Genomic DNA, 22,336 nt, shown 5'->3' on the forward strand with positions numbered 1-22,336 from the left:
CCCCCCCCCCCCCCCCCCCCCCCCCCCCCCCCCCCCCCCCCCCCCCCCCCCCCCTCTCTCCCCCCCCCCCCCCCCCCCCCCCCCCCCCCCCCGTGCGCCGCGAGGGACGCGCCGGGACGTACGGCTACCAGCGGTACCACCGGCCGCTGCCACCCGCGGGGCGGGCGACGAATCCGACCAGCCACAGGACCAGGACCGCGAGGGCGACCCACCAGAGGACCTTCACCGCGAAACCGGCACCGAAGAGGATCAGGGCGAGCAGAAGAACGAGAAGCAGGGGAACCATGATTATCAACCTCCGAAGCCGCTCATGCCCGTGCGCCGTCCGACCATGCACATGACTTTTACGTGTTTCTTATCCGCCGGAGCGGGCAGACGAGTCCACCGGCCGTCGCGCCCGGTCCCGGGGTCACGAGGCTTCGCCGGCGCCCCTCTGTGCCGCCGCCCGGGCGAGTTGGAGGAAGTCGGCCGCGGCGAGGGCGGCGAGGGTGGCGGTCGCCACGCGGGTGGGGCGCGGGGCCAGCACGGTTCCGGCCGTGATCCCGGTGGCGACCCACAGACCGGTGCAGAAGGGGCAGGTGAGCAGCTCGCCGATCGCCTTGCGGGCGCCGGTGCCGCGTACCTCTTCCTTCAGTTCGGCGGGCCCGGAGGTGCCCTCGAAGCGGGTGAACGGCGCGCGCAAGGGGCTGCTGACGGGGTCCTTGGTGATCAGGCGGGCCAGCTGATGGGTGGCCACGGCGTTGAGGACGACGTCCCAGGGGCCCGGTTGCGGCAGGGGGCGGCGCAGGGCCCGCGCGGCGGCGCCGATGCCGAGCACCGTGCCGGCGTAGAGGCCCATGAGGCCGGCATAGGCGGCGAGCGGCCGGTCGGCGTCACCCGCGTAGGCCCGGGCCTCGCGGTGCAGGTTCATCGGCGGTCCTTCCTCGGACGGGCGGATCACCTCGGTCCTCGGCCCCTGCCCTCCTGCGGGCCGCTCAACCCTGGGACGGCCGACGGGTGTCAGGCGCCGTCGGCGCGGGCGGCCGGTGCATCGCCCAGCGGATGGTGCCGGTCACCGCCGCCCCCGCGGGGGCGGCGCACCAGCGTTCGGTCCGCGGCAGCAGCGGCAGACCCAGGGGGTGCCGGGCCCAGGACGGCAGCAGGGCCACCGCGGCCGCCGCGAGCATGGCGTACGGGGGCCGCGCCGGCCAGGGCAGCGGGGGCCGGAGCAGGATGAAGCGGGCCGCGGCACGTGCCTCCCGCGTTCCTCGCAACTCCGGCCGGAAGGCCTCGATCCGCTCCGCCAGTTCCCGCGTCGTGCGGGGCGGTCGCGCCACGCCCAGGGCCCGGCCGACCCGGGCGGCGGAGGCGACGTAGGCGTCGCATTCGGCGGGGTCCAGGCGCCGGGCGCCGTACCGCTGGTGGGCCCGCAGGAAGCTGTCGACCTCGGCGACGTGCACCCACTCGAGCAGGTGCGGGTCGTCGGCGCGGTAGGGCTCGCCGTCGGGGCTCCGCCCCCGGATGCGGGCGTGCACCGCCCGTACGCCGTCCACCGCGCGCTGCGCGTCCTCGGCGGTCCCGTACGTGGTGAAGGCCAGGAAGGTGCTGGTGCGCTGGAGACGGCCCCAGGGATCTCCCCGGTACCCGGAGTGGGCCTCCACCGCGGCCATCGCGCGGGGGTGCAGGGACTGCAGGAGCAGCGCGCTCAGCCCGCCGACGAACATCGAGGCGTCGCCGTGGACGCGGCAGATCGGCTCCTCGGGCGCGAACCACCTGGGGCCCGGAGTGTCGTGGATCCTCGCCCGGTTCTCCGCGCCCGACGGACCGGCGACATGCCGGAAGAGGGCGTCGCCCAGGCGCTCGCGGGCCCGTGACGGCGCCAACCCGTCCAGCCGGTCCAGCCCTCCCAACCGGTTCACCGTTCAATTCTCACGCCACCGCCCGGTCCGGGGAAGCCCCCGTGCGGTGGGGCGCTCGGGGCCGGGGCGGCCGGCTCGACCGTCATCGTGATGCCCGTCGCGGCCAGCGCGCTGACCAGGGCGAGGCCGACGGCGAGCCGGCGCGGACGCGAGGGCCCCCGGTGCCGGGCGCGCGGCGGCGTCGGCAGCGGATCCGCGGGCCGGTTCGTGCGCGGGGTCGCGGGCCGGTCCATGCGCGGGGTCGCGGGCTGGTTCGTGGGCTGGTTCATCGCCGGGACCTGGTCCTCAGTAGGTGAAGCACTCGGAATGGATCCGCCCGGAGGGCACGCCCGCCCGGACCAGTGCCGCCGTCGTGGCGTCCGTCATTCCGGGCGGCCCGCACAGGTACACGTCGTGGTCGGCCAGCCCGGGTACGAGCGAGCGCAGTGCCTGCGGGGCGAGCGGGTCGTACGCCTCGTCGGAGCGTCCCACGAGGTAGTGCAGGGCGGCCTGGCGCTCGGCGGCGATGGCTTCCAGCTCGTCGCGCAGGACCAGCTGGCCGGCGTCACCGGCCCGGTAGAGCAGCGTGAGGTCACCGGGACCGGCGGGGAGCGCCTCGAACAGGGCCCGCATCGGGGTGATCCCGATGCCGCCGGCGATCAGCAGGACCTTGGGGCGGGTGCGCCGCCACCGGGTGAGCGCGCCGAACGGGCCGGTCGCCAGCACCCGGGTGCCGGGGCGCAGCCTGCGCACCCGCCGGGAGTGCGCGCCGAGCGCCTTCACCGTGATCCGCAGGCGGTCGTCGTGGACGGGGGCGGAGAGCGAGAACGGCAGGGCGGTGTGCCACAGGCCGCGCCGCAGGAACCGCCAGCGGAAGAACTGGCCCGGCTCGGCGCGGAGTTCGCGGAGCCGGCCGCCGCGGATGGTCACGGAGACCACGTCCGGGCCCTCGCGTTCGACGGCGGCGACGCGCAGCCCGTGCCGCAGGGCCTGGCGTACCGGGACGACGCCCCGGTACCAGACGAGCAGGACGGCGACGACGGTGTGCAGCAGGGCCCAGAACCAGGTGGTCACGGAGGTGACGGCGACGTCGGGGCCGGCCAGCTGGTGGACGAAGCCGAGGGCGGCGGCGATGTAGGTGAGCAGGTGGATGCCGCGCCACGTCTCGTGCGGGATCCGGCGGCGTACGGCCCCGGCGGAAGCCAGGCCCGCGCAGGCGAGCAGGGCGGCTCCGGCGTAGGCGGCGGCCACGGCCGGGTACCCGAGCAGGTCCCTGGTGGCCGTGACCAGGTCGGTCCCGCCGCGCAGGGCGTACACGAGGAGGGCGAGCAGGCCGTGGGCGGCGCAGAGGAGCAGCGCCCAGCGGCCGCCGAAGGCGTGCCAGCGGGCGAGGCGGTCGGCGCCGACGCCGTGCTCGACCGCCGGGACGCGTGCCATCAGGAAGAGCATGACCAGGATGCCGTAGCCGGCGAGGAGTCCGGTCAGGTGCGCGCCCGCCCCGATGAGGTCGTCGGGACGGGCGGACGGCCGCACCTGGGCGGCCCACAGCAGGACGACCGCGGCGGCTCCGGCGGCCAGGCCGGCGCGCAGCCGCTGGGGCGCGGTCTTCATCGGCGCACGTCCCTTCCACGGGGGTGTTCGGCGTGGTCCCTGGCCGTGGTGCGGGGGTGCCCGAACGGGCCGGCAGGGAGCGATAGCAGTGGCAACTATGTGCAAATTCGCTCGCGCCGGGCAATGACGATCTCCATGCAATGACTTCCGTCACGTGCGCCAACTGGGGTCGAGTGTCCTGTTATGCGGAGTTTTGGAGTTCTCCCGGGACCCGACCCGCACGCCGCTTCCTCACACATCCGGCTTTGCGTTTCCGCAGGACAGGCGTACGAGGGCGACGTGCCTACCACGCGCCGGACGGCCGCTTTGGGGAACTCTTTACTTTCGGGCCGCCGCGGCGTCCGTGACGTCCAGGAAGACCTGGCCCAGCTCGGGCCAGCGCCGCTTCAGCTCGGTGCGGACGCGGACCATCGCGTCCTCGACGGTCTCGCTGTCGTAGCCGGCCGTCAGGTCGATGCCGGCGGCGAGGAGCACCGCGTCGGGACCCAGGCGCATGGTCAGCAGGGCCGTCACGGAGTCGATCTCGGGCTGGCCGTCGAGGAAGGCGTGGACCTCGTCCCGCAGGCGCGGGTCGGCGGCCTCGCCGATCAGGTGGGTCCGGGCGCCCTTGCCGAGCACGTACGCCACGTAGACGAGCAGGACGCCGATGAGGATGGAGGCGCAGGCCTCGTACGCCACCTGCCCGGTCGCCAGGTGGAGCGCCATCCCCCCCATCGCCAGGAGCACCCCCACGCAGGCCGTGCCGTCCTCGGCGAGCACGGTCCGCAGGGCCGGATCGCGGCCTTCCCGGACCTCCTCGGCCATCCCGTGGCCGGCGGCCCGTGCGGCCCGCCGTACCTGGAGGACGGCGCGCAGCAGTGAACCGGCTTCGGCGAGGAGGGCGACGAACAGGACCGCCAGACCGATGGCGTACCCCTCGTGCGTTTCCCCGCCGCCGTCGCGGAAGGCCTCCACCCCCTGGAACACCGAGAAGCACCCGCCCGTGACGAAGATCCCGACCGCGGCGAGCAGTGACCAGAAGAACCGCTCCTTGCCGTAGCCGAAGGGGTGCAGCTCGTCGGCCGGGCGCCTGCTGCGGCGGACCGAGGCCAGGAGGAACACCTCGTTGAGGCTGTCGGCCACCGAATGGGCGGCCTCCGAGAGCAGGGCGGGCGAGCCGGCGACCACCCCTCCCACGGCTTTGGCCGCGCAGATCACGAGGTTCGCCGCGAGGGCCACCCACACCGTGACCCGTGTCTCGCCGTCCCGTCCGGCCATGATCCGCTCCCTCGCCCCGCCGCGGCGCCCGGCCGCCTCCGCCCGTCCCTCCCGCCCGTGCTCGCTGCGCCGCGGTTCAAACCTCGCGGCCGCCTCGGCGACGGGGCCACGGGCGGCTCCCGGGAGGAGCGAGGGTCAGTGCGTGGGCGAGGGGGTCATGTCCTTCTGGGCGGCCGCCGGCAGGTCGTAGACGTGGCCGGGGGTCAGGACGCCGGTCAGCGCCTGGCCGAAGACCGTGCTCGGTTCCTCCTGCCGAGGCCCGTACGGGATGTCGGTGTTGAGCAGGACCACCATGGTCGCCCGCTGCTCGGGCAGGTACATGGTGAGGGACTGGTAGCCCGGCAGCGAACCGTTGTGGCCGATCCAGCCCTGCACGTCGAAGATGCCCAGGCCGTAGCCCGCGCCGGGGATGCTGGTGGGCGGGGTGTCGAGGCGCTGCTTCTGCATGGCGGGGCCGACCATGCGCGTGCCGTCGGGGAAGACGCCGGTGGCCAGGGTCTTCGCCCAGATCCGCAGGTCGTGCAGGTCGGAGATCATCGCGCCGGCGGCCCAGCCCCAGGAGGGGTTCCAGTCGGTGGCGTCCTCGGTCTTCCCCGATGCCGTCTGCCGGGTGTAGCCGTGGGCGTGCGGGGTGGGGAACGAGGCGTCGTCGGGGAAGCTGGTGCGGGTCATTCCGGCGGGGCGCAGGACGTGGTCGCGGATGTAGGCGGGGAGCGGCTGCCCGGACTGCTTCTCGACCACCAGGCCGAGCAGGATCAGGTTGGTGTTGGAGTAGTTGAACTGCGCGTTCGGTGCGAAGATCACCGGCTTGGGCGCCTTGAAGGCGTAGTCGAGCAGTTCCCGGGGGGCGAAGTGGCGCGTCGGGTCGGTGGTGAGCGCCTTGTAGAAGGTCTCCGTCGCCGTGTAGCTGAGCAGCCCGCTGCGCATGCCCGCGAGTTCCCTCAGGGTCACCTTGTCGCCGTTGGGGACGCCCTCGACGTACTTGCCGATGGGGTCGTCCAGGCCCACCTTCCCCTGCTCGGCGAGCTGGAGCACCGCCGTCACGGTGAACGTCTTGGTCTCGCTGCCGATGCGCGCGTAGAAGTCCGCCGCCATCGGCTGTTTCGTCGCCTTGTCGGCGATGCCGAAGGCCCGCGTGTACTCGCCCTTGCCGGGCGCGGATATCCCGACGATGACGCCCGGGACACCGGTCTTCTTCAGTACGTCCTGGACGGCCCTGTCCAGCTTGGCGGCCGTGGCGGCGTCGAGGGTGGGGAAGCCGGCCGCCGGGGAGGGTTCCCCCGAGGCGGTCGGCCGGGGGGCGGGCGGCGTTCCCTGCGCCAGGGCACCGGTCGCCGGGAGGGCGAGGAGGCCCGCCGTGGCGAGCCCCACGCAGGCCTTCCGGTACGGGCGCTGTCGCTTCTGTGTACGGCTCACTGCGGCCTCCTACCCGGCCGGGACCTCGCGTCCTTCCCAGGTTAGGCGGGGCGGTATCCACCCGCACGGGGGAACGGAGGCCGCGGAGGCCCGCTGCGGCCCTGCCCCCTGGATGTTCGCCCGGCGTTCGGAGCCGGCGGGTGTGGGTAGCCGGGCGGGGACGGCAGTGCGCGGCAGGTGGAAGAGGAGGAGCGATGATCAAGCAGGAGCAGCTGGCGGCCCTGGAGGGGTGTGCGGCCTATACGGAGGGGGGCCAGCGGGTCGGCGGGGTGGAGTACGTCCTGGTGGACGACACCACCGGCAGGCCCGAGTGGGTGCGGATCACCGACCGGGCGTCCGGCCTGGGAGGGGTGTTCGCCCCGTTGCGGCACGCGGTGCTGGAGCGGGAGCGGCTGGTGCTGCCGTACGCCGTCTCGCTGATCGAGCGGGCTCCGTGCGCGGCGTACGACTGCGGGAGCCTGCCGACCGTGGCGGAGGAGCAGCGGTTGTTCGCGCACTACGGGCTGACGGACGTCCGGGAGGAAGTCAACGCCGAGCCCGGTTCGGGCTGGAGCCGGATGGACCGGGCGGGCGCCCTCCGCGAGGGGACCGCGGGCCGGGAGGCTCGCGTATCGCGGCTGCGGAGGGCGCTGCCCGGGCGGTGAGCGGCTGGACCGGGCGGGGCGGCGGGCGTACCCGGCCGCCCCGCCCCCTACTCGTCCCGGCGGGCGCGCACGGCGTTGAACTGGGCTCCGGCGAGGAGCGCCAGGTTGGTGACGTAGAGCCAGACGAGGAACACGACGGTCCCGGCCAGTGAGCCGTACAGCCGGTTGTAGGTGCCCGACTCGGCGTAGAGGGTGAACAGGCCGGAGGCGCCGAGCCAGAGCAGTGCCGCCAGGACCCCGCCGGGCAGGCAGCGCCGGGTTCCGCGGGCCGGGCCCGGGCCCGTGCGGTAGAGGACGAGGATCAGCGCCGTGACGATCAGGAGCAGGACCGGCCACCGCAGGAGGGCGAGCGTGTCGCTGCCGGCGTGACCGGCCGCCGCGGCGAGCCGGCGGACCACGGGGCCGGTGGCGACGAGGCTCGCGGCACCCGCCACCAGCAGGGCCAGCAGCGCCGCGGCGGTCAGGGCCAGGACGTGTGCCGAGCGCAGGGGCGGGCGGGTGTCGGGCAGCCGGTGCATGGCGTGCAGGGCGCGGCGGAAGACCGCCAGGTAGCTGGAGGCCGACCACAGGGCGCTGAGGACCGCGCTGCCGAGGAGGAGCCAGAGGGAGGACGGACCCGAGGTGAGGCCGTCCAACGCCTCCCGGAGCACCTGGGCCGACTGGGGAGGGGCGTACGAGGTGAGGTCGAGGATCAGCCGCTCGCGGGTGCCCGCCCCGGCGAGCCCGACGAGGGAGACGCACACGAGGAGCGCGGGGACCAGGGCGAGGACCGCGTAGTAGGTGAGCGCCGCAGCGTGGTCGGCGACGTTGTCGTCCCAGAGCCGTACCGCGGTGCGGCGCAGCTCTGCGGTGATCCGTCCGGCGGGGGTGCGGTGTCCGGGGGCGCGCCGGTTCGCGGGGAGGGTTTCGGGTGCCACGGACCGCTCCTGCCCCGGCATGCGGAACGGATACCCCGTCAGTTCGGGCGTTTTCCCGGGTCGTTGGTGCCCGGCTCGCGTGCATCGGCGCCGTGCGGCGGGGTACACGCGGCTGCACGGTACGAAGCCGGTCACGGAGGGAGCGGTCGATGGACCTGCGCGGGAAGCTCGCCGCGGCGCGCCGGGCGAAGGGGAAGCGGCGGACGCAGGGGGCGGAGAGGGCGGAGGGGGCGGAGAGGGTGCGGGAGCCGGCCCCCGTCGTCCGGCCTCCCACGCGGCCCGCGCTGCGGGCACTGGCGGTGCTGGCGGCCTTCGCCGGGACGGTGCTGTTCAGCCTGGTCCTGGCCCACGTCACCCTGGAGCCGTCGGCGGCGTCGGCCGGGCTGGTGCACAGCAACACCCGCCCGGGCGCCTCGATCGGCCCGTACCTCGACCGCGCGTCCGTCAGGGTGGCCGCCGAGCAGCTCGGCGGGAACGTCCTGCTCGGCGTTCCCTTCGGGGTGCTGCTCCCGGTGCTCCTGCCGCAGGCCCGCGGGCTGCTGAGGGTGGCGGCGGTGACGGCCGTGGTGATGACGCTCGTCGAACTGATCCAGGGCGCGCTGGTCACCGGGCGCGCCTTCGACGTGGACGACGTCATCCTCAACACCACGGGAGCACTGCTCGGCTATCTCCTCCTGGGCCGCCGGATGGGCCGGGCCGTCCATCCGCGCCGCCACCACTGGTGGCACCGCCTGACCCGCCGTGGCGTCCGCGCCCCCGCCGGCGGGTCGCCGGTGCCACCGGCCCGGTAGGCGGAGCCCGATGCGTGACCGAGACCCGCACGCCCACGACGAGAAGGGACGGCCGAGATGGGCGAGATGCTGATCGGAACGTGTTCCTGGACGGACAAGGCCCTCGTGGGCAGCGGGTGGTACCCGCCCGGGCGCCGCAACCCGGAGGGGCGGCTGCGGCATTACGCCGAACGGTTCCCGGTCGTGGAGGTCGACTCCGCCTACTACGCCCTCCCCGGCGTGCGCACCAGCACGCTCTGGGCGGAACGCACCCCGCCGGGCTTCCACTTCGACGTCAAGGCGTTCTCCCTCCTCACCGGCCACCCGACCCGCAAGGCCGCCCTGCCCGCCGACCTCCGCGGCTACGAAGCCGGGGACCCGGAACTCCTCGACGAGGTCTGGCACCGTTTCGGCGCGGCTCTTGGGCCGCTCGCGGACGCCGGCCGGCTGGGCGCCGTACTGTTCCAGTTCCCGCCCTGGTTCACCCCAGGCCCCCGGGCGGAGGCCGTGCTGCACCGCACCAGGGAGCGGGCGTCTCGGTGGCCGACGGCCGTGGAGTTCCGCCACCCCGACTGGTGGCGCGAGGACCGGCGGGAGCGCACCGCCGGCCTGTTGCGGGACCTGGACGCCACCGCCGTGGCCGTGGACACGGCCCAGGGGCTGCCCACCTCGATGCCGCCTGTCACCCCGGTGACCTCCCCGGCGCTCGGAGTGGTCCGCTTCCACGGCCGCAGCGCGGCCTGGGGAACCGGCGGCAAGGAGGACCGATTCCGGCACGCGTACACCCGGGAGGAGCTGCGCGGCTGGCTGCCGCGCCTGCGCTCCGTGGCGGACCGCGTCGACCGGCTGCACGTCCTGTTCAACAACTGCTGCGGTGACGCCGCCGTACGCGCCGCCGAGACCCTGCGCGGCCTGCTGGACCCGCACGGGGCCGCCGCCCCGCGGGCCCGCACCGTCGGACCTATCCTGGAGACGGCGGCCGGAAGTGCGAGCGGCCTCTCGGCCGCCGGGTCCGGGCACGCGCGCGCACCCCTCTCCGTACCACCGCGCCCGCGTGCCGGCTCAGCACCCCGGCGACGACGCGGCTGACCCGAGGGGTCGGCGCAGGCGGGAGGATCGGACCGTGCCGCAGCGAGGTGCAGGGGAACGCCGGATCGTGCTGGTCAGGCATGCCAAGGCGGTGCCCAAACACGTCACGGAGGACTTCGACCGCGCGCTCTGCGACCGCGGCTCCCACGATGCGCCGTTGGCGGGCGACTGGCTGGAGCGGTCCGGCTTCGCCGTGGACCTGGCCCTGTGTTCCCCGGCCCGGCGGACCCGCCAGACCTGGCAGCTCATGCTGCCCCGGCTGAGCCAACCGCCGCCCACCGTCTACCAGGAGGGCCTGTACGAGGCCGAGGCGCACGACCTACTCTCCGCCGTGACGGGGGTGGCGGCCGAGGTGACCGGCCTGGTGCTGGTGGGCCACAATCCGGCGGTCCACGACCTCGCCAAGAGCCTGTGCGGCGGCGGCCCGGGACCGCTCGTACGGCGTCTGCGGACCGCCTTTCCCAAGTCCGCCGTCGCCGTGCTGACCGTGGACGGCGGCTGGGGCGACGTCGCGCCCCGCGCGGCGCGCCTGGCCGCCTTCTGGGCGCCGGGCGACGACGACTGACCGCACCCGGCGCCCCCGGCGCCCCGTCAGCGGGGCGGCCGGGCCTCGCCCGCGCTGCGCAGGACCACCGTGCTGTGCGCGCACAGACGGAGGGTGGCGTCCGGCTTGAGCTCGCGTTCGTCCGGGGTGTCGGTGGTGGCGGTGTCGACGAGGAGGATCCAGCGGGTGGCGAACCGTTCGTCGGGGAGGCGGAAGGAGACGGCCGTGTCCGAGCTGTTGAACATCAGCAGGAAGGAATCGTCGGTGACCCGGTTGCCGTAGCGGTCCGGCTCCGTGATCGCCTGCCCGTTGAGGAACATGGTCAGCGCGCCGGCCTGCGGCCAGCTCCAGTCCTCCTCCTGCATCGGTGACGCGTCGGGGCGCAGCCATTCGACGTCCGCCGGCGGCCGGTCGGCGTGGCCCACCGGTCGTCCGGAGAAGAAGCGCCGGCGCCGCAGGACGGGGTGGTCGCGGCGGAGCCGGATGAGGCTTGAGGTGAAGGCGAGGAGCGAGCGGGCCTCCTCGTCGAGGTCCCAGTCGATCCAGGTGGTCGGGTTGTCCTGGCAGTAGGCGTTGTTGTTGCCGCCCTGGGTGCGGCCCAGCTCGTCCCCGTGGCTGATCATGGGGATGCCCTGGGAGAGGACGAGCGTGGTCAGCAGGTTGCGCTGCTGGCGTGCCCGCAGCGCCAGGACGGCCGGGTCGTCCGTCTCCCCTTCCGCCCCGCAGTTCCAGGACCGGTTGTGGTCCTCCCCGTCGCGCCCGTCCTCGCCGTTCGCCCCGTTGTGCTTGTTGTCGTAGGAGACCAGGTCGCGCAGGGTGAAACCGTCGTGGGCGGTGACGAAGTTGACGCTGGCGAGCGGGCGGCGCCGGTCGTTCTCGTACAGGTCGGCGGAGCCGGTGATGCGCGAGGCGAATTCGCCGAGCGTGCCCTCGGCGCCGCGCCAGTAGTCCCGGACGGCGTCGCGGTAGCGCCCGTTCCACTCCGACCACAGGGGCGGGAAGTTCCCGACCTGGTAGCCGCCCTCCCCGAGGTCCCACGGTTCGGCGATCAGCTTGACCCGGCTGATCACCGGGTCCTGCTGGATGACGTCGAAGAAGGCGGAGAGCCGGTCGACCTCGTGGAACTGCCGGGCCAAGGTGGCGGCGAGGTCGAACCGGAAGCCGTCGACGTGCATCTCCTGCACCCAGTAGCGCAGGGAGTCCATGATGAGCTGGAGCACGTTGGGGTGGCGCATCAGCAGGCTGTTGCCGGTGCCGGTGGTGTCGTAGTAGTGCGAGCGGTCCTCGTCGACGAGCCGGTAGTAGGCGGCGTTGTCGATGCCCTTGAACGCCAGGACCGGGCCCTTGCCGTTGCCCTCGGCGGTGTGGTTGTAGACGACGTCGAGGATGAGCTCGATGCCCGCCGCGTGCAGTGCCTTGACCATCTCCTTGAACTCGGTGACCTGCGCGCCGCGGCCGCCGGTCGCCGCGTAGGCGTTGTGCGGGGCGAAGAAGCCGATGGTGTTGTAACCCCAGTAGTTCGACAGGCCCTTCTCGGCCAGATGGCCGTCCTGTACGAACTGGTGCACGGGCATCAGTTCCAGGGCGGTCACCCCGAGACCGGTCAGGTGGTCGAGGATCGCGGGGTGGGCGATGCCCGCGTAGGTGCCGCGCAGCTCCTCCGGCAGGCCGGGGTGGGTGCGGGTGAGGCCGCGGACGTGGCCCTCGTAGATGACGCTCTCGCCGTAAGCGTGTCCGGGCGGCCTGTCGTCGCCCCAGTCGAAGCGGCGGTCGGTGACCACCGAGAGCATGGTGTGGCCCGCGCTGTCGAGGGTGTTGGGCTCCCCGCCGTCCGCGAAGCGGTGCCCGAAGAGAGACTCGTGGTGGTCGAGCTGCCCGTCGATGGCCGTGGCGTACGGGTCGAGCAGCAGCTTGGCCGGATTGCAGCGGTGACCGGCGGCCGGGTCGAAGGGGCCGCTGACGCGGTAGCCGTAGCGCTGGCCCGGCCCCACGTCCGGGAGGTGGATGTGCCAGGCGGAGCGGTCGATCTCGGTCATCCGGACCCGGGTCTCCTGACCCGCGTCGTCGAGCAGCACCAGGTCGACGGCGTCCGCGACCTCGGAGAAGAGTGCGAAGTTGGTTCCGGAGCCGTCGTAGGTCGCTCCCAGGGGATACGGTTTGCCCGTCCATGTACGCATGGGGTGACGCTACTGTCGGCGGAGCCTCCAGGACCGCTGGTACGCCGGATCAGCATGTCGCCGTCGGCCGGCGTCAGGGGCGCGTGGCGGCGTCGCTGTCCGGGTAGAGGGCGAAGACCTGGTCCAGGCCGACGATGCGCAGGATGCGCAGGGTCGGGCCGGGGAGCGCGGCGAGCGCGATGTCCGCCCGGGCGGCGAGGGCCTGCGCACGGGCGGCGAGGAGCGCGGTGATGCCGCTGGAGTCGCAGAACCGCAGGCCTTCCAGGTCGACCACGAGGCGCTGGCCCGGCTGGAGCGTCAGCGCGCCGAGCCGCTCGCGCAGGTGCGGAGCGGTCGCGTGGTCGAGGTCGCCGGCGATCTCCAGGACCGGACCGGTCACGGCGTCGCGGAGGGTGAGGGTGAGGGGGAACGGGCTCATACGGGATCTCTCGTGGTCTGGCCTGGGGAGGGTACGCCGAGGGCGAGGACGGCCGTGTCGTCGTCGAGGCCGTCGCCGAACCCGGCGAGCAGGCCGGTCAGCGCCTCGACGACGGCGTGCGGTGACGCGCCGGCGTGAGCGGTGGCGAAGGCGAGCAGGGCCTCCTCGCCGTACAGGCTCCTGCGGTCCTCGCCCGTACGGGCCTCGGTGAGCCCGTCGGTGTAGAGCAGCAGGGTGTCACCGGGGCCGAGGGTGGTGGCCGCCGTGCCGAAGGGGGCGTCGGGCAGGATACCGACGAGGAGGCCGCCGGGCGTGGGCAGGTACTCCGCCGTGCCGCCGGCCCGCAGCACCAGGGCCGCGGGGTGCCCGCCGGAGGCGAGCTCGACGCGGACCTCGCCCGTGACGGTGTCGCGCAGCAGGGTGCCGAAGGCGGCCGTGCAGTAGCGGGGGTCCCCGTCGGCCGCGTAGCGCTCGTAGAGCACCCGGTTCAGGGTCGTCAGGGCGGAGACGGGGTCGGGGTCGTGCAGGGCGGCGGCCCGCAGGGTGTAGCGGGTCAGGGAGGTGACCGTGGCCGCCTGGGGGCCCTTGCCGCACACGTCGCCGAGGAAGAAGGCGAAGCGCTTGCCGTCGAGGGGGAAGACGTCGTAGAAGTCGCCGCCGAGCTGATCGGGGGAGGCGGTGTGGTAGTAGGCCGCCGTCTCCATCCCTTCGACCGGCGGCAGGGTGGAGGGCAGCAGCGACTGCTGGAGGGTGGCCAGGACTTCCTGGAGGCGGGCCCGGTCGGCCTCCGCGCGCCTGCGGGCCTCCTCGGCCGCCTCGCGGCGCCTGAGCAGCTCCTCCTCGTACGCGCGGCGGTCGCGGGCGTCGAAGACGGTGGTGCGGATCAGCAGGGGCTCGCCGGTGGCGCCGTACCGGACCGCCGAGGAGACCAGCACCGGTATCCGGCCGCCGTCCTTCTGCCTGATCTCCAGGGCGATGCCGCTGATCCGGCCCTGCATGCGCAGCAGCGGCGCGAAGTGCGTCTCGTGGTAGAGCTTGCCGCCCACCGTCAGCAGGTCGGTGAAGCGCATCCGGCCCACCACCGCCTCGCGGTCCAGGCCGAGCCAGTCCAGCAGCGTGGCGTTGATCTTCGCTATGCCGCCGTCCATCATCGTGGAGAGGTAGCCGCACGGCGCGTTCTCGTACAGGTCCTCGACGCTGTCCTCGAGCAGGGCCGCGAAGGCGGCGTCCGACGTGGCCGCGTCGTCGCCCTCCTGCGGTTCGGGCTGTTGCCCGACGCGGCACATCACCGCAGACCGGCCAGGAACGCGGTCATCGCGGCGTTGGTGGCCTCGGGCGCGGACAGCTGCGGGCAGTGCCCGGTCGCGTCCAGCGTCACGAGCGTCGAGCCGGGCACCGCCCGGTGGACGAACGCGCCGACCTCCCGGGGGGCGATGACGTCCTCGGCGCATTCCAGCACCAGGGTCGGCACCCGCACGCCCTTCAGGTCGTCCCGGGAATCCGACAGGAAGGTGGTGCGGGCGAAGACCCGCGCCATGTCCGGATCGGTGGCGCAGAAACTGTTCTTCAGCTCCGCGCCGAGCTCCGGCCGGTCCGCGTTACCCATGATCACCGGGGCCATGACCGCCGACCAGCCCAGGTAGTTCGACTCCAGCGAGGCCAGCAGCTCGTCGATGTCCGCCGCGCTGAACCCGCCCCGGTAGTCCTCGTCGTCGATGTAGCGGGGCGACGGAGCCACCATCACCAGCGCGCCGATCCGTTCGGGCGCCATGCCGGCGGCCAGCACCCCCACCATCGCGCTGACCGAATGCCCCACGAACACCGCTCCCTCAAGGCCGAGGGCCGCGCAGACCTCCACCACGTCGGTGGCGTACCCGGTCAGCGAGGAGTAGCGGTCCTCGCTGAAGGCGGACGGGTCCGCGCCGCCCGAGCCCACGTAGTCGAACAGCACCACCCGGTGATCCCGCGCCAGCGCGGGGACCGTCAGCCGCCACATGTTCTGGTCGCAGCCGAATCCGTGCGCCAGCACCACCGCGGGTCCCTCGGGGTTGCCGACGACGGAGACGTTGTTCCTGCGGACGATATCCATACCGGTCAGTCTCTCAAGCCGCCGCCACCCCTCCGGCACCGGCGGTGACGCGGTGGCCGGAACGTGCATCCGCCGGCCCGTGGCGGGTGGAACGCTCTGTACGAGCTGTCCTGATCCACCGGCTCGCGTACGTGTGTCCGGTGGCCGATTCCCGGAAGTGGCCCCATGACCGTCTCCGTAGTCCTCTTCACGTCCGATCTGCGCGTGCACGACCACCCTCCGCTGCGGGCCGCCCTGGAGGGCGGTGGGGAGGTCGTGCCGTTGTTCGTGCGCGACCCTGCCGTGGACCGGGCCGGCTTCGCGGCCCCGAACCGCCTGGCCTTCCTCGCCGACTGCCTCGGTGACCTGGACCAGGCGCTGCGGGACCTGGGCGGCCGCCTGATCGTGCGCTCCGGCGAGATGGTCGAGGAGGTGTCCGCGGTGGTGCGCCGGGCGGACGCCGATGAGGTGCACATGGCGGCCGGGTACACGGCCTTCGCGCGGGCCCGGGAGGCACGGCTGCGGCACGCGCTGGAAGCCGAGGGGTGTCGTCTCTACGTCCACGAGGGCGTGACCGGTGTCGTACCTCCCGGCCACGTCACCCCGCAGGGATCGGACCACTTCGCCGTCTTCACCCCGTACTTCAGGCGCTGGCAGGCCGAACCGCCGCACGCTCCCCTGCCCGCGCCCCGGCGGCTGCGGGTGCCCGCAGCGCTGAGGTCGGAGGAGGTGCCCGGATCGTCTGGGCTGTCGGGGGTGTCGCCGGGACTGGCGCCCGGCGGCGAACGCGAGGGGCGCAAGCAGCTGCGGTACTGGCTGTCGCGCCATGTCGACACCTACGAGGAACGGCATGACGACCTCGCGGGGGACGCCACGTCCCGGCTCTCCGCCCATCTGCACTTCGGAACGCTGTCGGCACGGGAGGTGGTGTTCCGGGCGGGCCGGGGCGGGGGGCCGGGCGCCGCGGCGTTCATCCGCCAGGTGTGCTGGCGGGACTTCCACCAGCAGGTGCTCGCGGCCCGCCCGGAGACCGCCGAGCAGGACTACCGCTCCCGCGAGGACCACTGGCGGCGGGGGCGGGAGGCGGAGGCGGACCTGTCGGCCTGGCGGGAGGGCCGGACGGGGTACCCGGTCGTCGACGCCGCCATGCGGCAGCTCGCCCACGAGGGGTGGATGCACAACCGCGGCCGGCTCATCGCCGCCTCGTTCCTGACCAAGACGCTCTACGTCGACTGGCGCGAGGGCGCCCGCCACTTCCTGAGCCTCCTGGTGGACGGGGACGTGGCCAACAACCAGCTGAACTGGCAGTGGGTGGCCGGCACCGGAACGGACTCCCGGCCCAACCGGGTCCTCAACCCGGTACTGCAGGGCCACCGTTACGACCCCCAGGGGGCGTACGTGCGGCGCTGGGTCCCCGAACTCGCCCGGATCGGCGGCGCGGCGATCCACGAACCCTGGCGGCTGACCGGCCCCGAGCGGGCGGCTTACGCCTATCCGGATCCGCTGATCGCCCTCCGGGACGGCCTGGCGAGGTTCCGGCACGCGCGCGGCCTGCCGGCGTAGCGGATCTTCGGCCGGTGAAGCGGGTGGAGCAGCGCTAATTCGATGCGGAAACGATGCGAGTTGATCGGGGTGGGGCCGCCCGGAGAACCTGAACGCGTCGCGTCCGCCGGGGTCCGGAGATCTCATCCCCCCCACGGCGGTTGTCTTCGCTCCGGCGGGCGCGGTGCCTGGAGGCGATCCGGAGGAGGCGGCGTCATGAGCGCAGCGCACGCGGGCGGCGGGCCGGAGGAGCCGGTCCGGGACGCGGAGATCGTCTCCTTGCTGCTCCAGGGCGATGACCGGTGGCTCGCGCTGGCGCACCGTCGCTGGAGCCGTCTCGTCCAGGCCCATGCCGTACGGGTCCTGGGGGACGCGCGCGAGGCGGAGGACGTCGCCCAGCACGTGTTCGTCGCGGCGTGGCGCGGCCGCTGCGGGTTCCGTCCGGACCGCGGCACGTTGTCGGCGTGGCTGATGGGCATCACCCGGCACAAGACGGCGGACGCCCTGAGCGCTCGGACACGGCGCCTGGAGCTCGTGGCCGCCGCCGGGGGGCAACCGCGCGACGAGACGGCCGGGGGCGTCGAGCAGGTGATCGACCGGATCGTGATCACCGAGGAGCTCGCCCGGCTCCCCCGGGTCCAGCGCGACGTTCTCGCGCTCACGTACTTCGCCGGTCTCACCCAGGTGCAGATCGCCGACCGCACCGGGATGCCGCTCGGCACCGTCAAGAGCCATGCCCTGCGGGGCATGCGCAGGCTCCGTCTGCGCGCGGCCTCCGGCGCCGTGGACGGCGGGGACTGAAAGGGGACCCGCCGGCGGCCGGACGCGGCACCGGCAGTGACACCGTCGCACGGGGTGCCGTCAGGGCGACGGGACCGCCGCGTTCGGCTCCGCGTAGAGCGCGGAAAGGGCGTCCAGCGCCTCCCGCAACCCGTGAGGACGCCTCATCCCCGCCCTCACGGCCCGCGTCGGCCATCCCGGGCCCGCGAGGAAGACGAGGGGAGCGGTCCTCGCCCCCCTGAGGCCGAAGGCCGTCGACGCCACCTGCCGGGCCAGCGCCCCGTCCGCCGTCGAGCGGGACTGCGACCACAGCACCACGGCCACCGGACCCGACCGGCCCACCGCCGACCGCAGAGCCTCCGCCGGCACGGCAGCGCCGAACATCCGCGCCGGCAGCCCCCGTTCGGCCAGAGCCGCCGCCAACGCCTCCAGGGGCAGCGTGTGCTGCTCCCCCGGCAGACAGGCCAGCACCACCGGCGCCGCGTGGGCCGGCACCCGGGGAACGGCGGCGGCCACCTGCCGCAGCACGGTCGACACGTGCCACGACAGCAGGTGCTCCACCTCGACGTACCGGTCGTCGGTGGACTCCCACTTGCGCCCCACCGCGTGGAGGGTCGGCACCATCACCTCCTCCCAGGCGGCCACCAGGCCGTGAGCCCGCATCGTCCGGCGGAGCAGGGCGTCCATGGCCGGGCCGTCGAGCCGTACCGCGGCACGCGCCAGCCCGCGGCACTCCTCCCGCACCGTCCCCAGGGGCAGCCCGCCCCCGGGACGGCCCCGGCGGCCGCGCCCCGGGGCACCCGACGACGCGGCCGCTTGCGCCGGCGCGGAGGGCTCGCTCCCGGCATCCGCTCCGGACCGGCGGCGCGAAGCCGCCGCCGCACGGGCGGCCTCGCCCGGGGGGATCCCGGATGAGGTGAGGCGGCACATCTCCTCCAGCACGGCGATGTCGCCGGGCATCCACCGCCGGTGCCTGCCGCCTTCCCGGACGGCCGGCCCGATTCCGTACCGCTGCTCCCAGGAGCGCACGGTGGTGGGTGACACTCCCAGTCGCCGCGCCACCGCGCCCGTGGTGACACCGGGGGCTTCGTCGGTCATGCCCCCACACTACGACGCGAAAACGATGCGAGCCGGAACGGGGCGGGGGCCGGGCCGCGGTCTACGGGGCCGGCTCGGCCAGCGACCGCGCCAGTCCTTCGGTCAGCCACTTGTGGGCCACCGTCATGTTGAGCCCGCGGCCGCCGGTGACCGTGTCGACGAGGGCCCAGTAGCGTTCCAGGCGGGGATCGAACCCCGAGGAGCGCGACGCCAGCCCGTGCAGGAACGCGCGGAAGGCGGGCGTGTCGAGCTCCCGCCGCGCCCGTGCGTGCGCGGACACGAACGCGTCGACCGCCGCCCCGGCCCGGGGCGGCCGTCCCGCGAACACCGCGGCGGCGGTCAGGGCGGCGGCTTCGTCCAGCTCCGCGTAGAGCGCCGGGGCGCTGCGCATCTCCTCGTCGTGGTCCTGCGTCCAGCGGGTGAAGCCGGGTGTGGAGATGAGCAGGTGGAGTTCGGCGTAGGCCAGCGCGGTGTCCGGGCCGGGGTCGCGCGGCGGCTCCGGGGAGAGCATCGCGACCATGCTCTCCAGGCGGTGGCGGGGCATGGTCCCGGACAGTTCGCCGAACCAGTGGTCGGTGAGGGTGCGCTGGGCCTGCGGGAGCCGTTGCACCCGGGAGAGGACCTCCAGGCGGTGCAACCGCTCGCCGCTCGGGCAGTCGTCCAGGGCCTGGAGGGTCGCCTGCCGCCAGCGCAGCTCGACGAGTCGTTCCTGCACCGCCTCCAGCTCGGTTTCCACCAGCTCGTGCAGGGAGCACTCACCCGTGACCACCCGTGTGACGGTGGCGATCGGAGTGTCCAGCGCCCGCAGCCGGCGTATGAGCCGGATCCGTTCCCACGCCTCGGGTCCGTAGCGGCGGTGCCCGCCCGCGCTACGGGCGGCGACGGGCAGCAGACCGCTGTCGGAGTAGTAGCGGAGGGTCTTCACGGGGACCCCCGTTCCCTCGGCGAGTTCACCGATGCTCCACGTGGTCTGCGTCACAAGCCCTTGAACCTCCAGCGCGCGGGAGGTCCTAGCGTAAGCCGCAACCGAGCCCGGCCGGCCGCCCGTTGGCCGCCGGAGCCGGGCCCCGTGCGGCGCTTGCCGCCCCACCGCGACCGAGAACGGCGGATCCGTATGCCTGCGACCACGCCACCAGGGAGCCGACGCCGCAGAGGCGGGCTCCTCACGACACTCCCCGCGCTGCTCTGCGCCCTCGTGGGTCTCTTCACCTCGACGGCCGCCCCGGCCGCCGCCCTGCCGGCGGCAGACCGCGGCGATCCCGTCGTACGGACCGATCACGGGCCGGTGCGCGGCGCGGCCCACGGCGCGTACGCCACCTTCGACGGCATCCCCTACGCCGCTCCGCCCCTCGGCCGGCTGCGCTGGCAGCCGCCGGCGCCCGCCGCCGCGTGGCACGGCGTACGGGACGCGAGGACGGTGGCCCCGCGCTGCGTGCAGATGCCGGCACCGGGTACGGCCGCCGGCAGCGTGACCGGGTCGGAGGACTGCCTCCACCTCAACGTCACGACGCCGACCCCGGCGCGGCCCGCGGCGCGGCGGCCCGTGCTGGTATGGCTGCACGGCGGTGCCTTCCTGGGCGGTTCCGGCAGTGACTACGACGCCGCGCGGCTCGCGGTCCGGGGCGGTGCCGTCGTCGTCACCGTCGACTACCGGCTGGGGATCTTCGGCTACTTCGGACACCCCGGTCTCGGCTCCGCCCCGCCGTTCGGCCTGGCGGACCAGCAGGCCGCCCTGCGCTGGGTACGCGCCAACGCCGCGCACTTCGGCGGCGACCCGGACCGGGTCACCCTGGTCGGCGAGTCCGCGGGCGCCCTCGGCATCTGTGCGCACCTCACCTCGCCGACGGCGGCCGGGCTCTTCCAGCGGGCGGTGCTCCAGAGCGGGTCCTGCTCCATGTCCTTCCCGCGCGGCGCCCTCGGCCCCGGTTCGCCGGCGTACGAGCCCTTCGCCGCGCAGCGCGACGTCCAGGCGGCCGGCGCGCAGGCCGCGCGGCGGCTGGGGTGCACGGCGGAGCGTGACGAGGAGGTGATGGCCTGCCTGCGCGGACAGAGCACGGACCGCCTGGCCACCGCCGAGCTGATGCAGTCCTTCAACCGGCCCGCGTACGGCAACGCGCTGCTGCCCGTGGCGCCGGAGGAGGCGCTGGAGGCGGGCCGTTTCCACCGGGTTCCGCTGATCCAGGGCACCAACCGCGACGAGATGCGCCTGTTCGTCGGCCTGTCCCTCGCCGCCTTCCCGATCGCCACCGCGGACGCGTACCGTGCCCGTCTGACGGACGCCTTCGGGAGCACGGCCCCGGCCGTGGAGGCGCGGTACCCGGCGGCGGAGTACCCCACGCCCGCGCTGGCCTGGGCCGCGGTGCTCACGGACCGGTCGCTGGCGTGCACCACCCTGGCCGCCGGCCGGACCATCGCCGCCCGCGCGCCGGGCCTCCCCCTGTACGGCTACGAGTTCGGCGAGCCGGACCCGCCCGTACCCGCCGGCCTGCCGCGGAACGCGGACCTCCCCTACGGGGCGGCGCACGGCTTCGAGCTGCCGTTCCTGTTCCCCTCCGTGCCGACCGGGCGGCCGCTGAGCGAAGCCCAGCTCGCCCTGTCCGACGGGATGGTGGACTACTGGACGTCCTTCGCGCGCACGGGCAGCCCGAACGGCGCCGGCACCCCGCCGTGGCCCGTGCTCCGCTCCGCGGGCCCCCGCGACCAGCCGGTACAGTCGCTGGCCGCCGGCCCGGGCGGGATCCGCCCCGTGGACGCGGACTCCGCACACCACTGCCCGTTCTGGGACTCCGTCGGCCGGGCCGCCGGACCCTGATCCGGGCCGGCGGCGGCGCACGCGGGGGGGCCTACAGGCCCGTCCCTTAGGCTCGTTGGCATGACGACGCCCCTTGCCACCAGCGCCTTCGACTCGCTTCGCCTGGACGCCGTGTCCGATCCGGAGACCCTGCGCCAGACCTATGCGCTCCCCACCGGCGCCGCCGTACGCAAACAGATGACCGAGCTCACCGATCAGACCCGCCGGCTGATCGGCTGCTCGTCACTGGTCCTGATCGCCAGCGCTGACGCCGAGGGTCATTGCGACGTCTCCCCGCGCGGCGGCCCCGCCGGGTTCGTCACCGTCCTGGACGCACGGACGGTGGTCATACCCGACGCGACCGGCAACAAGCGTCTGGACACGCTGCAGAACGTCATCGCCACCGGACGGGCCGGGCTGCTGTTCCTCGTCCCGGGGCGCACCACGACGCTCAGGGTGAACGGCCGGGCCTGTGTCTCCACGCGGCCGGATCTGCTGTCGCAGCTGACCGCCGTGGGCAAGCCTCCGGCCAGTGCGCTGGTGGTGGGGATCGAGGAGGTCTATCCGCACTGCCCCAAGTCGCTGCTGCGCAGCGGGGCCTGGAAGCCGGAGCAGTGGCTGCCGGCGGATGCCCAGCCGACGTCGGCCGAGGTGACGCTGGCGCAGCTGCGGATGCCGGAGCTGACGATCGCGGATATCGAGCGGGCGGAAGCGGACTCGCTGAAGTACCGGTACGAGTAGGAGGCCGGCCGGCGGCCTGCCCCACAGGAGGGTCACCCCCGGGAGCCGGGGCGTCCCATCCACCAGTTGCCGGGGGCGGCGGGGTCGGTGCTGGACCAGTACTCGACCACGGCGGACTCGAATTCGGCCGGGTCGAGGGCGCCGTCGCCGTCACGGTCCAGGTGGGCGAACGCCGCGTCCAGGTCGGCCCGGCCGATCCCGGGGAAGTGGCTGCGCTGGAAGGCGTCGAACTCGGTCCTGCTGACCTGGCCGTCGCCGTCGACGTCGGCGATGGCGAAGAACGCCCGGGCGAGCGCGCCGACGGTGACGGCCGCGGCCGCGGGGTCGGCGGCCAGGGTGAGGGTGCTGGTGACGAACTCCCGCTTGGTCATGCGCCCGTCGGGCCCGCCGACGTGCGGGGCGTGCAGGTCGCGCCAGACGGCGACGTAGGCGTCGACCATGCGGGTGTGCTCGGCCGAGCCGCGGGCGTAGCCGAGCTGGTCGGCGGCCCGGTCGCCCATGATGACGTGGTCGGCCTCGGTCAGGGCCCCGTCGCCGTCGGCGTCCAGCAGATCGAAGCCGTGGCTGATCTTCTCGCGCAGGATGTCCATGGCGGT

Annotated in this window: 23 protein-coding genes; 8 read left to right on the forward strand and 15 right to left on the reverse strand. The window is 74.2% G+C overall.

Going from position 1 to position 22,336, the window contains the following annotated elements; all coding sequences use genetic code 11:
* Nucleotides 1–124: 124 nt before the first annotated feature.
* The 7 genes from ACZ5NJ_RS03615 to ACZ5NJ_RS03645 form a co-directional block, all read right to left on the reverse strand.
* Nucleotides 125–286 carry a hydrophobic protein gene (locus ACZ5NJ_RS03615; RefSeq protein WP_468762311.1) on the reverse strand — a complete coding sequence of 54 codons (162 nt, stop codon included), beginning with the start codon at nt 284–286 and terminating at the stop codon, nt 125–127.
* A 123-nt stretch (nt 287–409) separates the two neighbouring features.
* On the reverse strand, nt 410–910 hold the full coding sequence (locus ACZ5NJ_RS03620; RefSeq protein ID WP_468762313.1) for a DUF1360 domain-containing protein: 501 nt from the start codon (nt 908–910) through the stop codon (nt 410–412).
* A gap of 64 nt (nt 911–974) precedes the next feature.
* A complete protein-coding gene (locus ACZ5NJ_RS03625) occupies nt 975–1,898 on the reverse strand; it encodes an oxygenase MpaB family protein (protein WP_468762315.1) in 924 nt (307 codons plus the stop codon).
* The gene (locus tag ACZ5NJ_RS03630; protein WP_468762317.1) at nt 1,895–2,167 is read right to left on the reverse strand and encodes a hypothetical protein; all 273 of its coding nucleotides are present in this window, start codon (nt 2,165–2,167) and stop codon (nt 1,895–1,897) included. The genes ACZ5NJ_RS03625 and ACZ5NJ_RS03630 overlap by 4 nt, the downstream gene beginning before the upstream one ends.
* Nucleotides 2,168–2,183: 16 nt before the next feature.
* Nucleotides 2,184–3,488: a ferredoxin reductase family protein gene (locus ACZ5NJ_RS03635; RefSeq protein WP_468762319.1), complete on the reverse strand. Its 1,305-nt coding sequence runs from the start codon at nt 3,486–3,488 to the stop codon at nt 2,184–2,186.
* Between the two features lie 318 nt (nt 3,489–3,806).
* A complete protein-coding gene (locus tag ACZ5NJ_RS03640; RefSeq protein WP_468762321.1) occupies nt 3,807–4,745 on the reverse strand; it encodes a cation diffusion facilitator family transporter in 939 nt (312 codons plus the stop codon).
* Between the two features lie 135 nt (nt 4,746–4,880).
* Nucleotides 4,881–6,161: a serine hydrolase domain-containing protein gene (locus ACZ5NJ_RS03645; protein WP_468762324.1), complete on the reverse strand. Its 1,281-nt coding sequence runs from the start codon at nt 6,159–6,161 to the stop codon at nt 4,881–4,883.
* 194 nt (nt 6,162–6,355) lie between these two features.
* Between ACZ5NJ_RS03645 and ACZ5NJ_RS03650 the strand changes: the two genes are divergently transcribed.
* On the forward strand, nt 6,356–6,805 hold the full coding sequence (locus tag ACZ5NJ_RS03650; RefSeq protein ID WP_468762326.1) for a PRC-barrel domain-containing protein: 450 nt from the start codon (nt 6,356–6,358) through the stop codon (nt 6,803–6,805).
* Nucleotides 6,806–6,852: 47 nt separating this feature from the next.
* Here ACZ5NJ_RS03650 and ACZ5NJ_RS03655 read toward each other — a convergent pair whose 3' ends face one another.
* Nucleotides 6,853–7,722, reverse strand: coding sequence for a YihY/virulence factor BrkB family protein (locus ACZ5NJ_RS03655; protein ID WP_468762328.1), 870 nt, complete (start codon nt 7,720–7,722; stop codon nt 6,853–6,855).
* Between the two features lie 149 nt (nt 7,723–7,871).
* On the opposite strand from ACZ5NJ_RS03655, the gene ACZ5NJ_RS03660 reads away from it, so the two are divergent.
* From ACZ5NJ_RS03660 to ACZ5NJ_RS03670, 3 genes are read left to right on the forward strand one after another with little or no spacing between them, the layout of a single operon-like run.
* The gene (locus tag ACZ5NJ_RS03660; RefSeq protein ID WP_468762330.1) at nt 7,872–8,513 is read left to right on the forward strand and encodes a VanZ family protein; all 642 of its coding nucleotides are present in this window, start codon (nt 7,872–7,874) and stop codon (nt 8,511–8,513) included.
* 57 nt (nt 8,514–8,570) lie between these two features.
* Entirely contained in the window at nt 8,571–9,581 is a 1,011-nt protein-coding gene (locus tag ACZ5NJ_RS03665) for a DUF72 domain-containing protein (protein ID WP_468762332.1), read from the forward strand.
* 34 nt (nt 9,582–9,615) lie between these two features.
* A complete protein-coding gene (locus ACZ5NJ_RS03670; RefSeq protein ID WP_468762334.1) occupies nt 9,616–10,146 on the forward strand; it encodes a SixA phosphatase family protein in 531 nt (176 codons plus the stop codon).
* A 26-nt stretch (nt 10,147–10,172) separates the two neighbouring features.
* Here ACZ5NJ_RS03670 and glgX read toward each other — a convergent pair whose 3' ends face one another.
* From glgX to ACZ5NJ_RS03690, 4 genes are all read right to left on the reverse strand, one after another.
* Nucleotides 10,173–12,302: a glycogen debranching protein GlgX gene (glgX, locus tag ACZ5NJ_RS03675; RefSeq protein ID WP_468762336.1), complete on the reverse strand. Its 2,130-nt coding sequence runs from the start codon at nt 12,300–12,302 to the stop codon at nt 10,173–10,175.
* Nucleotides 12,303–12,375: 73 nt separating this feature from the next.
* Nucleotides 12,376–12,720 carry an STAS domain-containing protein gene (locus ACZ5NJ_RS03680; protein ID WP_468762338.1) on the reverse strand — a complete coding sequence of 115 codons (345 nt, stop codon included), beginning with the start codon at nt 12,718–12,720 and terminating at the stop codon, nt 12,376–12,378.
* Complete coding sequence (locus tag ACZ5NJ_RS03685) at nt 12,717–14,006, reverse strand: SpoIIE family protein phosphatase (protein WP_468762340.1); 1,290 nt, start codon at nt 14,004–14,006, stop codon at nt 12,717–12,719. Before ACZ5NJ_RS03685 ends, ACZ5NJ_RS03680 begins: the two co-directional genes overlap by 4 nt.
* Complete coding sequence (locus ACZ5NJ_RS03690) at nt 14,006–14,809, reverse strand: alpha/beta fold hydrolase (RefSeq protein ID WP_468762342.1); 804 nt, start codon at nt 14,807–14,809, stop codon at nt 14,006–14,008. Before ACZ5NJ_RS03690 ends, ACZ5NJ_RS03685 begins: the two co-directional genes overlap by 1 nt.
* Nucleotides 14,810–14,974: 165 nt before the next feature.
* Here ACZ5NJ_RS03690 and ACZ5NJ_RS03695 point away from each other — a divergent pair, with 165 nt between their 5' ends.
* Both ACZ5NJ_RS03695 and ACZ5NJ_RS03700 read left to right on the forward strand, forming a co-directional pair.
* Nucleotides 14,975–16,351, forward strand: coding sequence for a cryptochrome/photolyase family protein (locus ACZ5NJ_RS03695; RefSeq protein ID WP_468762343.1), 1,377 nt, complete (start codon nt 14,975–14,977; stop codon nt 16,349–16,351).
* Nucleotides 16,352–16,546: 195 nt separating this feature from the next.
* Nucleotides 16,547–17,131, forward strand: a complete 585-nt coding sequence (locus ACZ5NJ_RS03700) for a sigma-70 family RNA polymerase sigma factor (protein WP_468762346.1) — start codon at nt 16,547–16,549, stop codon at nt 17,129–17,131.
* 60 nt (nt 17,132–17,191) lie between these two features.
* Here the strand turns inward: ACZ5NJ_RS03700 and ACZ5NJ_RS03705 are convergent, their stop codons facing one another.
* Both ACZ5NJ_RS03705 and ACZ5NJ_RS03710 read right to left on the reverse strand, forming a co-directional pair.
* Nucleotides 17,192–18,208 carry a MerR family transcriptional regulator gene (locus ACZ5NJ_RS03705; RefSeq protein WP_468762348.1) on the reverse strand — a complete coding sequence of 339 codons (1,017 nt, stop codon included), beginning with the start codon at nt 18,206–18,208 and terminating at the stop codon, nt 17,192–17,194.
* Nucleotides 18,209–18,269: 61 nt separating this feature from the next.
* Nucleotides 18,270–19,187, reverse strand: coding sequence for a helix-turn-helix domain-containing protein (locus ACZ5NJ_RS03710; protein WP_468762350.1), 918 nt, complete (start codon nt 19,185–19,187; stop codon nt 18,270–18,272).
* Nucleotides 19,188–19,403: 216 nt separating this feature from the next.
* Here ACZ5NJ_RS03710 and ACZ5NJ_RS03715 point away from each other — a divergent pair, with 216 nt between their 5' ends.
* Nucleotides 19,404–21,020 carry a carboxylesterase/lipase family protein gene (locus tag ACZ5NJ_RS03715; RefSeq protein WP_468762352.1) on the forward strand — a complete coding sequence of 539 codons (1,617 nt, stop codon included), beginning with the start codon at nt 19,404–19,406 and terminating at the stop codon, nt 21,018–21,020.
* Between the two features lie 60 nt (nt 21,021–21,080).
* Nucleotides 21,081–21,740 (forward strand): MSMEG_1061 family FMN-dependent PPOX-type flavoprotein, encoded by a 660-nt coding sequence (locus ACZ5NJ_RS03720; RefSeq protein ID WP_468762354.1) that lies wholly within the window; start codon nt 21,081–21,083, stop codon nt 21,738–21,740.
* A gap of 32 nt (nt 21,741–21,772) precedes the next feature.
* On the opposite strand, the gene ACZ5NJ_RS03725 is transcribed toward ACZ5NJ_RS03720, so the two are convergent.
* Entirely contained in the window at nt 21,773–22,330 is a 558-nt protein-coding gene (locus ACZ5NJ_RS03725) for an EF-hand domain-containing protein (RefSeq protein ID WP_468762356.1), read from the reverse strand.
* Nucleotides 22,331–22,336 lie beyond the last annotated feature (6 nt).

The organism is Streptomyces sp. NPDC032091 (assembly GCF_055580265.1).

Excerpts from the sequence above, each read along its gene's own strand:
- ACZ5NJ_RS03615 (WP_468762311.1), bottom strand. The coding sequence starts at position 286 with ATGGTTCCCCTGCTTCTCGTTCTTCTGCTCGCCCTGATCCTCTTCGGT.
- ACZ5NJ_RS03620 (WP_468762313.1), bottom strand. The coding sequence starts at position 910 with ATGAACCTGCACCGCGAGGCCCGGGCCTACGCGGGTGACGCCGACCGG.
- ACZ5NJ_RS03630 (WP_468762317.1), bottom strand. The coding sequence starts at position 2,167 with ATGAACCAGCCCACGAACCAGCCCGCGACCCCGCGCATGGACCGGCCC.
- ACZ5NJ_RS03635 (WP_468762319.1), bottom strand. The coding sequence starts at position 3,488 with ATGAAGACCGCGCCCCAGCGGCTGCGCGCCGGCCTGGCCGCCGGAGCC.
- ACZ5NJ_RS03640 (WP_468762321.1), bottom strand. The coding sequence starts at position 4,745 with ATGGCCGGACGGGACGGCGAGACACGGGTCACGGTGTGGGTGGCCCTC.
- ACZ5NJ_RS03650 (WP_468762326.1), top strand. The coding sequence starts at position 6,356 with ATGATCAAGCAGGAGCAGCTGGCGGCCCTGGAGGGGTGTGCGGCCTAT.
- ACZ5NJ_RS03660 (WP_468762330.1), top strand. The coding sequence starts at position 7,872 with ATGGACCTGCGCGGGAAGCTCGCCGCGGCGCGCCGGGCGAAGGGGAAG.
- ACZ5NJ_RS03665 (WP_468762332.1), top strand. The coding sequence starts at position 8,571 with ATGGGCGAGATGCTGATCGGAACGTGTTCCTGGACGGACAAGGCCCTC.
- glgX (WP_468762336.1), bottom strand. The coding sequence starts at position 12,302 with ATGCGTACATGGACGGGCAAACCGTATCCCCTGGGAGCGACCTACGAC.
- ACZ5NJ_RS03680 (WP_468762338.1), bottom strand. The coding sequence starts at position 12,720 with ATGAGCCCGTTCCCCCTCACCCTCACCCTCCGCGACGCCGTGACCGGT.
- ACZ5NJ_RS03685 (WP_468762340.1), bottom strand. The coding sequence starts at position 14,006 with ATGTGCCGCGTCGGGCAACAGCCCGAACCGCAGGAGGGCGACGACGCG.
- ACZ5NJ_RS03690 (WP_468762342.1), bottom strand. The coding sequence starts at position 14,809 with ATGGATATCGTCCGCAGGAACAACGTCTCCGTCGTCGGCAACCCCGAG.
- ACZ5NJ_RS03695 (WP_468762343.1), top strand. The coding sequence starts at position 14,975 with ATGACCGTCTCCGTAGTCCTCTTCACGTCCGATCTGCGCGTGCACGAC.
- ACZ5NJ_RS03700 (WP_468762346.1), top strand. The coding sequence starts at position 16,547 with ATGAGCGCAGCGCACGCGGGCGGCGGGCCGGAGGAGCCGGTCCGGGAC.
- ACZ5NJ_RS03705 (WP_468762348.1), bottom strand. The coding sequence starts at position 18,208 with ATGACCGACGAAGCCCCCGGTGTCACCACGGGCGCGGTGGCGCGGCGA.
- ACZ5NJ_RS03720 (WP_468762354.1), top strand. The coding sequence starts at position 21,081 with ATGACGACGCCCCTTGCCACCAGCGCCTTCGACTCGCTTCGCCTGGAC.
- ACZ5NJ_RS03725 (WP_468762356.1), bottom strand. The coding sequence starts at position 22,330 with ATGGACATCCTGCGCGAGAAGATCAGCCACGGCTTCGATCTGCTGGAC.